This is a genomic window from Candidatus Clostridium helianthi (assembly GCF_045310795.1).
In the GTDB taxonomy this organism is placed as follows: Bacteria; Bacillota; Clostridia; order Clostridiales; family Clostridiaceae; genus Clostridium; species Clostridium helianthi.
This window is the reverse complement of record NZ_JBJIAB010000045.1, coordinates 1-12,657: the sequence shown is the minus strand read 5'-3', so window position 1 is coordinate 12,657 and position 12,657 is coordinate 1. Positions and strand designations below refer to the sequence as shown.

Annotated in this window: 10 protein-coding genes and 1 pseudogene; all 11 read left to right on the top strand. The window is 30.2% G+C overall.

Going from position 1 to position 12,657, the window contains the following annotated elements:
• Positions 1 to 242: 242 nt before the first annotated feature.
• Positions 243 to 1,184 (top strand): alpha/beta fold hydrolase, encoded by a 942-nt coding sequence (locus ACJDTP_RS23530; RefSeq protein WP_406762617.1) that lies wholly within the window; start codon positions 243 to 245, stop codon positions 1,182 to 1,184.
• 97 nt (positions 1,185 to 1,281) lie between these two features.
• The gene (locus ACJDTP_RS23525; protein WP_406762616.1) at positions 1,282 to 3,771 is read left to right on the top strand and encodes a glycoside hydrolase family 31 protein; all 2,490 of its coding nucleotides are present in this window, start codon (positions 1,282 to 1,284) and stop codon (positions 3,769 to 3,771) included.
• A 324-nt stretch (positions 3,772 to 4,095) separates the two neighbouring features.
• On the top strand, positions 4,096 to 4,971 hold the full coding sequence (locus ACJDTP_RS23520) for a Cof-type HAD-IIB family hydrolase (RefSeq protein WP_023975899.1): 876 nt from the start codon (positions 4,096 to 4,098) through the stop codon (positions 4,969 to 4,971).
• A gap of 426 nt (positions 4,972 to 5,397) precedes the next feature.
• The gene (locus ACJDTP_RS23515) at positions 5,398 to 6,684 is read left to right on the top strand and encodes an MFS transporter (protein ID WP_039772928.1); all 1,287 of its coding nucleotides are present in this window, start codon (positions 5,398 to 5,400) and stop codon (positions 6,682 to 6,684) included.
• A 381-nt stretch (positions 6,685 to 7,065) separates the two neighbouring features.
• A complete protein-coding gene (locus tag ACJDTP_RS23510; RefSeq protein WP_023975897.1) occupies positions 7,066 to 8,115 on the top strand; it encodes a LacI family DNA-binding transcriptional regulator in 1,050 nt (349 codons plus the stop codon).
• Between the two features lie 12 nt (positions 8,116 to 8,127).
• The gene (locus ACJDTP_RS23505; RefSeq protein WP_023975896.1) at positions 8,128 to 8,868 is read left to right on the top strand and encodes a sugar phosphate isomerase/epimerase family protein; all 741 of its coding nucleotides are present in this window, start codon (positions 8,128 to 8,130) and stop codon (positions 8,866 to 8,868) included.
• Positions 8,869 to 8,893: 25 nt separating this feature from the next.
• Complete coding sequence (locus ACJDTP_RS23500) at positions 8,894 to 9,859, top strand: sugar kinase (RefSeq protein WP_077855203.1); 966 nt, start codon at positions 8,894 to 8,896, stop codon at positions 9,857 to 9,859.
• Between the two features lie 18 nt (positions 9,860 to 9,877).
• The gene (locus tag ACJDTP_RS23495) at positions 9,878 to 10,501 is read left to right on the top strand and encodes an orotidine 5'-phosphate decarboxylase / HUMPS family protein (RefSeq protein WP_077855202.1); all 624 of its coding nucleotides are present in this window, start codon (positions 9,878 to 9,880) and stop codon (positions 10,499 to 10,501) included.
• Positions 10,498 to 11,040, top strand: coding sequence for a 6-phospho-3-hexuloisomerase (hxlB, locus tag ACJDTP_RS23490; protein WP_077855201.1), 543 nt, complete (start codon positions 10,498 to 10,500; stop codon positions 11,038 to 11,040). Before ACJDTP_RS23495 ends, hxlB begins: the two co-directional genes overlap by 4 nt.
• A 39-nt stretch (positions 11,041 to 11,079) precedes the next feature.
• Positions 11,080 to 11,727, top strand: a complete 648-nt coding sequence (gene fsa, locus ACJDTP_RS23485) for a fructose-6-phosphate aldolase (protein ID WP_023975892.1) — start codon at positions 11,080 to 11,082, stop codon at positions 11,725 to 11,727.
• Between the two features lie 718 nt (positions 11,728 to 12,445).
• Positions 12,446 to 12,657: pseudogene (locus ACJDTP_RS23480) on the top strand (transketolase); the annotation flags it as partial.

The following is a 12,657-nucleotide window of genomic DNA, read 5'->3' as shown; positions in this document are numbered from 1 at the left end:
TTTCTACCATCAGAAGTTGCACCATTTCTGCATGTTCCCCAGACAAGCTGGTGACAAGCAAATATGGAACAACTTCTGATGAAGAAATGCCTGAAACTTATTCTCTAATGTAACACTGCACAAAAGAGTACCTGCCCTTTCTGGTAAAGCATATTCTTAAAGGCATAAGTCCAAGTTATAAGGTATTTATCTAATAATAGAAAAAATAGTATTAAAATTTATCTAAGCAAAGGAGAATTGTTATGGCTTTTCAAGAAAAAAGTTTTGAATCATTTAATAAAAGGGACATGGTACAAGCTTGGATTTATACTCCTTTTCGTAAACCAAGGGGAATCATTCAGCTTGTGCATGGGTATCATGAACATTCACGTAGATATATGCACATGATATTAAAATTGAATGACGCAGGGTTTATAGTTGCTGCGGATGATCATGTAGGACATGGAAAAACCGCTTATGTTTCGGACAATTGGAGTGATTGGAGAGATAAAGGTTATATGACAATGGTAGAAGATGAACATTCACTTCGTAAAATTGTTCAAGAAGAATATCCAGATTTACCTTATTTTATGTTTGGGCATAGCATGGGATCGATGGTTGCAAGATGTTATGCTACCATTTATGGAAAAGGAATTGATGGTTTGATTTTATGTGGAACTTCAGGAGTAATTCCAACAGCAAGTTCAGTAATACCTGTTTTTAAAAACTTAATAGATGAAGGTAGAGGAGAAGAAGTTGATCCTTCTTGCTTAGAGATGCTCATGGGATGGATGTGGAAAACAGAACGTTATGAAGAAAATCCTGTTACTTCAAATACATGGGCATGTGGTGATCCTGATGTAAATGCAGACCATGCAAGAGATATATATAGTGATCTTCTAATGCAGCCTAATATACGTTCACTATATTATTTTGCAAATTTAATGAATGATATTGTTGGTGTTAAGTGGGCAGAGAAAGTGCCGACATCAATTAAAGTTTACAATATTGCAGGAGATAAAGATCCAGTTGGTCTGTACGGAGAAGGTGTTTATGCTGTGTCGAATTGGCTTGCAGAAACAGGGCACATGGTAAAGACAAAAGTTTATTCAGGATATCGTCATGAAATACAATATTATTTAGATATTAGGGATCAAGTTGAAGATGGAGTCATAGATTTTGTGAACTGTATTATTGAGAAGTAGATAAGCATTTCTCAATTCGCTAAAATAGTTGATAAGACGAGGCTTATATTGTAAATAGGGTAAAAATTATAAAATAAATATACTAGGAGATAGCATTATGAAGATAAGTAATAAAATTATAAGTCTAAAAAATATTGATAATTATTTAGAAATCACTACTAATGCAGCTAAATATAGAATTATACTTTTAAATGATAATATAGTAAGAGTTCGCTGTACTTTTGATGAGGAGTTTCAAGAAGAAGCATCATATGCTTTAGTTATGACAGCTTGGAAAGATAAAATGGACGAGTTATTAAAAGATGAAAGAAAACAAGTAGAAGCAATTAGCAGTAGTTATGAAGACTTAGGTAATTATATTATATTAGCTACAAAAAGTTTAAATATAAATATTTATAAAGAACCTTTTGGAGTAGAGATTACAGATAAGCAAGGTAATATACTACATTCAGATTTAAAAGAAAAATCATATGTAAAAGATAGCTTAGGAAGACTTTATCATTATTCATGTATGGATGATGAAGATTATTTTTATGGATTTGGGGAAAAAGCTGGGTATTTAAATAAGAAAAAGAGAAGAATGAGAATGCATAATGTAGATACTATAGGTTATGATTCAGAAAATACAGATCCATTATATAAGCATATACCTTTTTATATAAAATTTAATAATAAAAATAACATAGCTAGCGGAATATTCTATAACAATTCTTATGATTCTACTTTTGATATGGGATGTGAAAGAAGTGGATATTGGAATAAATACAGTTATTTCTGTGCTGATGGTGGAGAATTAGATGCATTTTTCATTTATGGACCTAAAATCAAAGATGTGGTAAGAAATTATACTGATTTAACAGGAAAAACTGCAATGTCTACAAAGTATTCCTTAGGATATATGGGATCAACTATGTATTACACAGAATTAGATAAAGATTCAGATAAAGCTATCTTACGATTTTTAGATAGATGTAAAGAAGAAGGAATCCCTTGTGATGGTTTCTTTATGTCATCAGGATATACTACAGGGGAAGATGGAAAAAGATATGTATTCAATTGGAATTACGATAGATTCAAAAACCCTGAAGATTTTGTAAGCCAAGTGAAGGAAAAAGGGGCTTGCGTGGCACCTAACATAAAACCAGGTATGTTAATTTCTAATCCGCTATACAAAGAATTTGATGAAGCTGGCGCTTATATAAAGGATGATGAAGGAGAAAAATCTCAAACAGATAGATATTGGGGAGGACAAGCTTCTTTCGTAGATTTTACAAATCCTAAGGGAAGAGAATTGTGGAAAAAGCATTTAAAAGAATCTTTAGTTTCGCTAGGAATTACATCTATATGGAATGATAATAATGAGTATGAAATAAATAATACAGAAGCAATTGGTCATTTCGAGGGCATGAAGAAAGAAATAAGTGGTTTAAGACCAATAATGCCAAATTTAATGGCATTTATGGCAAAGGAAACAGTCGCAGAAGTTTATCCAAATATAAGACCATATATAGTGAATAGGGCTGGATTTGCAGGGATTCAACGTTATGCTCAAACATGGGCTGGAGATAATAATACAAGCTGGAAGAGTTTAAAATTCAATATTCCAGTAATGCTTGGAATGGGCCTTTCAGGAGTTGCAAATCAAGGATGTGACATAGGAGGATTTTTTGGACCAGCACCTGAACCAGAACTATTTGTAAGATGGGTTCAAAATGGAATATTCCAGCCAAGATTCTCAATTCATTCTTGCAATACTGATAATACTGTTACAGAACCATGGATGTATCCATCTTATACAAAATATATAAAAGAAGCTATAAAACTTAGATATAAATTAGTACCATACTTATATTCATTGTTATTTGAAGCATCTAAAGAAGGATCACCAATTATGAGGCCTTTAATATATGAATTCCAAGATGATAAAAAGTTACTTGAGGAAAGCTTTGATTTTATGCTTGGAAGTTCTATTTTGATTGCAAACGTCCTAGAAAAAGGTGCAAAAACAAGAAAAGTATATTTACCTGAAGGAGCTGTTTGGTTTGATTGGGATACAAAACAGACATATGAAGGTGGACAGACGATTGAAGTTGAAGTTTCATTAAACTCAATTCCTATGTTCTTTAGAAGTGGAGCAATAATTCCAATTGCTGAAGGCTTAGCTAATATTCATAATGATTCAATAGAAACACTTAAGCTTCTAATAGAGCCATCAGAGGAATCAAGCTTTGTATTATATGAAGACGATGGTGTAACTAATAACTACAAAAATGGTGAATACTTAAAGACGTTAATATCAGTGAAGAGAGAAAATAGTGTTAAAATTGCATTTGAAAAAGAAGGCGGATATGACAAGCAGCCTAAAGAAATTAATATAGATTTAATATGTAAGGATATAGCTCCAGTTCAAGTTAACTTAAGAGATAAAAAGCTTGCCATGTTCCTAGATATAAAAGAATGGGAATTAAGCGAAGAAGGTTGGTATTTTGATATAGAACAAAAAACAACTAAAATAAAATATAAGAACATAAATGAAAATTATGATCTTAATGTTAATTTTAGCGTTAAAGATTTAATTTCTATATAAATTGCAATATGCATAGTTATATGTAAATATACATGAGAAAAAAGTATGATATAGATGCATTCATCTTACTTAAGATAGTTTATGGTTGTAAGAAATTATGGCACTAGTTATAATAAAATAAATGAAAAAATAATATAAATAAATAGAAGAGAATAAAATTAATAATTAATTCTATTTAGAATTTGAGGCTAGAGAAGAAGTATCTTTAGCCTTATTTTTTTTGTATTATAGTATATAATAGAAATTATAGGTAAATATTTTACAAGAAAATTTTGAGTAAATACATGTTGTAGAATATATAAACGAGTATGGAGGGATTAAGGGATGATAAAACTTATTGCAGCTGATATGGATGGAACACTGCTTAATAGCAATCATAAGATATCAAAGGAAAATATAGAAGCTATAAAAGTGGCTGAGAAAATGGGAGTGAAATTTGCAATTTCTACTGGAAGAATGTATGAAGATGTTAAACCCCTACTTGATGAATCTAATTTAAAATGTCAATGTGTCGTTCTAAATGGCGGAGAATACATAGATGAGAATGGAAAGGTATTAGAAGGAATTTACATTGATAGTAAGCAAGCAAGAGAAATTATAGATATGATATTAAAGGAAAAAATTATAGCTGAAATTTATACTAATGATGGATTATATAGTGTGAATACAATAGAGGAAGCATTAACTGAAGTTGCATACAGAATTATGGTATTCGACCCAGAAACAACTTTTGAAGATGCTATGGAAATGGCTAAAAATCATCCTCATTTTATTAATTTAAAATATGTTAAAGATATAAACGATTTTTTGAATAGTAATGTTAAGATAGGAAAATTTGTTGCATTTTATAACGATGAAGAGACAACTAAAAAGGTAAAGAACAAATTGGAATCAATAGGGGAACTTGCTATAGCATCAACTTTTACTAAAAATATAGAAATAAATAATAAAAATGCACAAAAGGGATTAATATTAGCAAGAGTTGCGGAAAAAATGGGGATAAAAAGAGATGAAGTAATGGTGATTGGGGATAGTTTTAATGATTACTCAATGTTTACTGAATTTACTCAATCTGTTGCTATGGAAAATGCAGTACCAGAAATAAAAGAAATAGCCAAGTATATAACTGATACCAATGACAATGCTGGAGTTGCTAAAGCTATTTATAAGGCTTTGAATTTAGAGAACAAAAAATATTAAAAGTAAATTTATATAATTTGTATGGAGAATATTAAACCGCTATGTTCTGGAATAAAGCCTTCTAGAACTATAGTGGCTTTTTTATTATACAGATAATTGATTTTAACTTTTTATAAATACTACTTGACATCTTTTGGTGAAAGCGTTAACATTATATTAAGTTTAGAAACCGGTTAACTAAAACGATAAACTAAAGCTAAAGTATAAAAAATATTGAAATTTAAACTCAAGTTTAAAAAATCAAAAATATTTGAAGTAGCGTGATAAGCATAGGGGGAATGTAAGAAGATAATCGATATTATTATGAACTCGCTGAAGGAATAATAAATTTTATAAATTGAACAAATGATTGCACAATAAAGCTAAAATTGTTTTTAATTATTAAATTATATGGAAATTAAAATGATTATTATGGGAGGATATGAAATGGATAAATCAAGTATTCAATTAACTTCTAAAAGGTGGAAAAGATTAATACCAGTAGCATTTATTACTTATAGCCTAGCTTACTTGGATCGTGCAAATTATAGTTTTGGTGTTGCAGGAGGTATGGGTGAATCTTTGCATATTACAGCATCGATAGCATCTCTTCTATCCGCCTTATTTTTCTTAGGATATTTCTTTTTTCAAGTACCAGCAGCATGGTTTGCAGAAAAGAAAAGTGCTAAAAAATTAGTTTTTTGGAGTTTAATATTCTGGGGGATATTAGCTGCTTCAAATGGCTTGATAACGAATGTAAAAGTTTTAATGGTTACTAGATTCATACTTGGAATAATTGAAAGTGCTGTTATGCCAGCTATGTTGATTTTTTTAAGTAATTGGTTTACAAAAAAAGAACGTTCAAGAGCAAATACATTTCTAATTTTAGGTAATCCAGCTACTGTTTTATGGATGTCTATTGTATCAGGATATTTAGTAAATTCTGTAGGATGGAGATGGATGTTTATACTTGAAGGAATACCACCAATTTTATGGGCGTTCTTCTGGTTGAAACTTTCAGATAATAAACCAAAGGAAGCAAAATGGTTAACTGAACAGGAAAAGAAAGATATTGATATGGTGATGGAAGAAGAACAAAAAGGCATAAAACCAGTAAAAAATTATAGAGAAGCATTTAAATCACCTAAGGTAATAATTTTATCATTTCAATATTTTTTCTGGAGTATAGGTGTTTACGGTTTTGTAATGTGGTTACCATCTATTCTAAAGGCAAGTCCTCAAATTAGCATTGTTTCAGCCGGTTGGCTATCATCATTGCCATATGCTTTAGCAGTAGTATTGATGTTAGTATCGTCTTATTATTCAGATCGTACCGGAAATAGAAAGACATTTGTTTGGGCATACTTATTAATAGGTACATTTGCATTTTTTGGTTCATATTTAATTGGGGCTTCAAACTTTTGGCTATCATATATTTTACTTGTAATTGCAGGAGGGGTTATGTATGCACCTTATGGTCCGTTTTTTGCAATAATTACAGAAATATTACCTAAGAATGTATCTGGAGGAGCAAGTGCCTTAATCAATAGTATGGGTGCACTAGGATCATTTGCAGGCTCATATGTCGTAGGATATTTGAATGGTATAACAGGCTCAGTAGATGCATCATATATATTTATGTCAGGGTCACTTTTATTATCAGTATTTCTAATGATTGCGGTTAAAACTTCTAAGGCATCGAATAAAATAGAAAATGCAGTAGAGGCTTCATAAATTAGTAATTCATTAGGTTATTGAATTTATACTATAAAAAGAATCTTATACAAACTAGACCTAATATTTAAGAGATAGAGGTAAGTCTTTTATTTAAAGTTTTTGTAAAGGATATCTAGAATAATAAACTTAATCAGATTAATATATAAATGATCGTGTAATGGCTTGACATTTTTTGGTGAAAGTCTTAACATTATATTATCACTTTAGAAACCGGTAAACTAAAACGATAAACTAATAGTGAATACGATTGTTAAAGCGATTTAATCTGATTGAGTTGATTAATAAATATGTTAAAGAAAAATAGAGAATAGTAGCATAAATTATTGAATCTTTGACAGTTAAGATTGATAATAAAAGTATTGAATGGAGGAATAAGTTATGCTGAAAAATTCTACAGATAAACAAAAGAACGTAACAATTGCAGATGTTGCTGCTTATGTAGGAGTCTCTAAGACAACAATATCTAGATATCTAAACAAAAATTTTGAATTTATGTCACAGGAAACTCAAGAAAAAATAGATGAAGCAATTAAAGTATTAAAATATAGGCCAAATCGTATAGCTCAAACACTAAAAGCTAAAAATTCCAATATAATTGGGGTAACAATTGCAGATATAGGAAACCCATTTTCTTCATTACTAATTAAAGGAATAAATGACGTATGTAGAGCAAATAATTATCAGCTACTTGTAACAAATGCTGACAATCTAGCAGAGAGAGAAAGAGAGAACATAGAATCCCTGTTAGATAGCCAAGTTGATGGTTTACTAGTTAATACTACGGGTAATAACTATAAATATTTACAAGAGTTTAAGGATAGTGATAATTTTAAACCAATAGTATTATTGGATAGATTTATAAATCCATTAATTTATGATTCGGTGACAATGAATAATGCAGAGGTAACAAGAAACATATTAGATGAGTTACTAAAGAATGATTATGATCATTATGTATATTTTTCAGAAGACATAAATGGGATAAGTTCAAGAATAGAGAGAAAGAAAGCAATGGAAGAATTTCTATCTAGAAATGCAAATACGTCAGGAGAAACTAATATTATCAAAAAAAATGATATAAATGATATAAAAGAAATAATAGAAAATATTCTAAATAAAAATAAAGATAAAAATATATGTTTCTTTGCAAATAATGATGAAATTTTAAAGGTTCTTATAGAATGCTTATATGATTTAAATATAAGAATTGGAGCAGATATTGGTATATTTGGTTTTGCTGAGGAGAAATGGGCCCGATTAATTGGCCCAGGAATTACATCAATAGATGAGAACCCATATGAAATGGGAGAAAGAGCAGCTAAGCTACTATTTGAAAGAATAGATGGAAGTAGAAAAGATGATTTTATCTTAGAAGAAATACCGGTTAAAATACATCTAAATTACTCAACAAGAAATATAAAAAAATAAGTGGGGATAGTTATGAATCAACTAGGTATAAATTTATTAGTATTTAAAAATGAATTAGATAAAGGGATAAAACAAGAACAAATATTAGAGCAAATAGAGGCATTAGGTGTTCATATAGCTGAAATAAGAAGAGAATGTCTAAAGAACTTAGCGGAAGAAATTCCGATTATAAATAAATTAGCTAAAGAATTTGGAATAGAATTATATTATTCAGTTCCGGAGAAAGTAGCTTGCGAAAAGAAATTAAATCCAGATATTAATGTTTATTTTGAGGAAGCAAAACTGATGGGGGCAAGTCACATAAAATTCAATATAGGTGACTTAGTAGAGTTAAGCTTAGATGAAATAAAAAAATTAAGAGATATTATTTATAAATTTGAGATTAAAGTAACAATAGAAAATGATCAAACTCCTGAAAATGGAAATTTAAAATGTGTAATAGATGCTATTGATATTATAAACAAAAATTCATTACCAATCGGATATACTTTCGACTTAGGCAATTGGTATTGGCAGAATGAAGATCCTGAAAATGCATTTGATATTTTACGTTCAGCTATTACAGTATTTCATTTAAAAAATGTAGAGTTTCTAAATAATAAGCCTACTACAACTTTACTGTCAGAAGGACAAATTAATTGGAAGGCAATGTTAAAGAAGTTATCTAATAATGTGCCAGTAATGATCGAATATCCAATTAGAAATGAAGATATACGAGGAGAATTAGAGGAAGTAAGAAAAATTTTGCTATAGATTGGCAACGGAAAGGGTGAAAAAAATGAGTGAGATTATTACAATTGGTGAACCAATGGTAATGTTTTTAGCAGATACTAAAGAACATCTTAGCAACGTAGAACATTTTACAAGGTTAATTGCTGGAGCAGAACTTAATGTAGCTATGGGACTAAGAAGACTTGGACATACAGTTACATATATAAGCCAAGTTGGAGAAGATCCATTTGGGCAATATGTAAAGAAATATCTAGAAAATGAAAATATAGATACAACTTTTGTAAAGACATATAAAGAAGCACCAACAGGATTTCAATTTAAAAATAGAACTGATGAGGGGGATCCAGAGGTACTATATTTTAGAAAAGGAGCGGCAGCATCAAGAATAACTAAAGATATTTTAAATGAAATAAGTTTTTCAGATGGAAAGGTGCTTCATATCACAGGAATTTTTCCAGCATTAAGCAAAACAACTTTAGAAACAACATTTAAAGCTATAGAAAAAGCTCACGAAAATGGTATGCTTGTTACTTTTGACCCTAATCCAAGGCCAGTATTATGGGAGAGCAAGGAAAAGATGATTCAAGTGACTAATGAGTTAGCATTTAAATCAGATATTGTATTACCTGGTTTCAGCGAAGGAAAATTATTTACAGGAAAAGATTACAAGGAAGAGATTGCTGATTTTTATTTAGACAAAGGTGTAAAAAAGGTAGTTATAAAAATGGGAACTACCGGTTCGTATTCTAGGGAGAAATTAGAAAATGGACAAATAAAAGAAGCTGAATGTCCAAGCTTTGAAGTTCCAGTTTTAGATACAGTAGGAGCAGGAGATGGATTTGCAGCAGGAGTTATTAGCGGAATTTTAGAAAATCTTGAAGATAATAAAATTTTAGAAAGAGGAAACGCTATTGGTGGAATTCAAGTAATGCATCTAAGTGATAATGAGGGATTACCAACAGTAGATGAATTAGATAATTTTTTGAAAAATTATAAAAGAAAAGTTTCATAAGAATTTAAGGAGGATAAAATGAAGTTACAAGTTGCAATAGATAGGGTGTCTTTAGAGAAAGCAGAAAACTTAGTTAAAACTTTTGATGGATTAGCAGATATTATTGAGATTGGAACATCTTTAATAAAAGACTATGGACTTCTTAAATTAAAAGATATAACAAGCCAAAAAAGTAAATCTCAAATGTTAGGAGATATAAAAACAAGTGATGAAGGTGCTTATGAATTTAAACAAGGTTTCAAACAAGGATTTGATATTCTAACTGTGATGGGGAGTGCATCACTTGGAACTATAGAAAAATGTCACGAAGTTTCTGAGCAATATAATGGGACAATGATGATAGATTTATTAGAATGTTCAGATGAGAAAATTAAGGAAATATCACACTTCAGCAGTGCTATTTATTGCATACATTCCTCTATTGATAAAGAAAAACTAGCTAATCCAGGTGAAACAGTGAAGCGATTTAAAGAACAGTTTCCTTCAATTAAAAGAATTGCAGTTGCAGGAGGAATAACATTAGATTCCATACCAGAATTGAATAAATATAATATAGAGCTAGTTATAGTAGGATCAGCAATAACTAGTGCTGATGATAAGGTGGAAAAAGTAAAAGAGTTTAAGGGAGTAATAGATAAATGAGAGTAATAGATCAAATATTAGAAGAAATTAAAGATGTAATAAGCAAAGTTGATGAAGAAGCGATTAAAAAAATAATGGATGTACTCCAAAAAGAAAAAAAGATTTTTGTAGATGGCGAAGGTCGTAGCGGATTTCAAGCAAAAGGATTTGCAATGCGTTTGATGCATATTGGTTATAATTCTTATGTTATGGGAGAGACAATTACACCAGCTCTCAAAAAGGGAGATATATATGTTGCAATATCAGGTTCTGGAAAAACAAAAAATACACTAAGTAATGCAAAAGCAGCAAAGGATTTAGGCTTAACTATAGTTGGAGTTACAAGTAAAAAGGACTCTCCACTTGCAGAAGTATCAGATCTTGTACTTGAGGTTCCAGGAAAAACAAAGAATGATACCGGTGTTTCGTCAATTCAACTACTAAGTTCATTATTTGATCAATCTGTCCATATAGTATTAGATGATTTATGCTTATTAATGAGTAGAAGAGATAATTTATCAGATAGTGAAGCAGCAAAAAATCATATCAATGTAGAATAATAGTTTTAAGAATTATAATTAATAAAGGGGTAGATTAAAATGAGATTTTTTTTAGACACAGCAAATGTAGAACACATTAAAGAAGCAAATGAAATGGGAGTAATATGTGGTGTAACAACAAATCCATCATTAATAGCAAAAGAAGGAAGAGACTTCAATGAAGTAATAAAAGAAATTACAGAAATAGTTGATGGACCAATAAGTGGAGAAGTTGTAAGTGAAGATGCTGAAGGAATGATAAAAGAAGGAAGAGAAATTGCAGCAATTCATAAGAATATGATAGTAAAGATTCCAATGACAGCTGAAGGATTAAAGGCAACTAAAGTATTAGCAAGTGAAGGAATTAAAACAAATGTAACATTAATATTCTCAGCAACTCAGAGCTTACTTGCAGCAAATGCAGGAGCAACATATGTAAGCCCATTCCTTGGAAGAGTAGATGACATCTCAATGATAGGTATGGATTTAGTTAGAGATATAGCAGAAATATTTGCAGTTCATGGAATAGAAACAGAAATAATAGCAGCAAGCGTAAGAAATCCAATTCATGTAATAGAAGCAGCAAAAGCAGGCGCAGATATATCAACAGTGCCTTATAGTTTAGTAATGCAAATGTTAAAACACCCATTAACAGATCAAGGATTAGAAAGATTCAAAGCAGACTGGGCAGCAGCCTTTGGAAAATAGATTGCCGAAATAAGGAACAAGCTTTTGTTCCGGTTTCTAAGAAATTTTAACGGGTGCTTCTAAGATTACAAGTTGTACCCAAAATGCTAGTCTCAAAAACAAGTGCTCACAGAGAAAGTTCGAGAACCCAAATATAAAATTTGGACTCTCACTTTTTGAACAAGCATTTTGGAACAACTTATAACCAAGAAGCACAACCGTCAAAATTTCTAATGAAACACTTCACAAAACATGTTCCTTACTTCTAGCATAGATATTTTTCAAAGTATAGTAATAATATAAAGAGTAATATCTATGGGATACATTTTAAAAATACAAGAGTAATTTATAGATATAATGGCTAGATTCTGAAATTAGGAAAGTGTAAATGTTTATGGATAAATATTTTGATATAATGCTTTCGCAAAAGTATGACTATCATTTATGATTTATTCATGTTCCAAATGACAGAGATAAAAATATATATTCTTAAGAATATAAGAATATAAGAATATAAGAAGTTAAGAATGAAAGAATTTAAGAATATAGGAATTTAAGAATTTATAAATGAAAACATAAAACAACTTCAAAAGGTGTGGTAAAATAGGAACCTTTTGAAAAGATAATGAAGGATAGCTAAGATTATTTCAGGTTTGAAATGAATTCGAAGCGCAGCATGGGACTTAATTAGCACGACTAAGAACTTATAAAAAAATATGTCTATGAAATGAGGATAAAGATGAGTAGAGAATTAGATAAATTATCTATTAACGCAATAAGAGTATTATCAGCAGATGCTATTGAAAAATCAAAATCAGGACATCCAGGTTTACCACTTGGATCAGCTACAATGGCTTATACATTATGGACAAAGATGAATCATAATGGAAAGAACCCTGAATGGGATAATAGAGATAGATTTGTATTATCAGCAGGACATGGTTCAATGCT

Bases quoted from the DNA above. Each gene is read 5' to 3' on its own strand.
- ACJDTP_RS23530 (WP_406762617.1), top strand. From the start codon at position 243: ATGGCTTTTCAAGAAAAAAGTTTTGAATCATTTAATAAAAGGGACATG.
- ACJDTP_RS23500 (WP_077855203.1), top strand. From the start codon at position 8,894: ATGAGTGAGATTATTACAATTGGTGAACCAATGGTAATGTTTTTAGCA.
- hxlB (WP_077855201.1), top strand. From the start codon at position 10,498: ATGAGAGTAATAGATCAAATATTAGAAGAAATTAAAGATGTAATAAGC.
- ACJDTP_RS23520 (WP_023975899.1), top strand. From the start codon at position 4,096: ATGATAAAACTTATTGCAGCTGATATGGATGGAACACTGCTTAATAGC.
- ACJDTP_RS23505 (WP_023975896.1), top strand. From the start codon at position 8,128: ATGAATCAACTAGGTATAAATTTATTAGTATTTAAAAATGAATTAGAT.
- ACJDTP_RS23525 (WP_406762616.1), top strand. From the start codon at position 1,282: ATGAAGATAAGTAATAAAATTATAAGTCTAAAAAATATTGATAATTAT.
- fsa (WP_023975892.1), top strand. From the start codon at position 11,080: ATGAGATTTTTTTTAGACACAGCAAATGTAGAACACATTAAAGAAGCA.
- ACJDTP_RS23510 (WP_023975897.1), top strand. From the start codon at position 7,066: ATGCTGAAAAATTCTACAGATAAACAAAAGAACGTAACAATTGCAGAT.
- ACJDTP_RS23495 (WP_077855202.1), top strand. From the start codon at position 9,878: ATGAAGTTACAAGTTGCAATAGATAGGGTGTCTTTAGAGAAAGCAGAA.
- ACJDTP_RS23515 (WP_039772928.1), top strand. From the start codon at position 5,398: ATGGATAAATCAAGTATTCAATTAACTTCTAAAAGGTGGAAAAGATTA.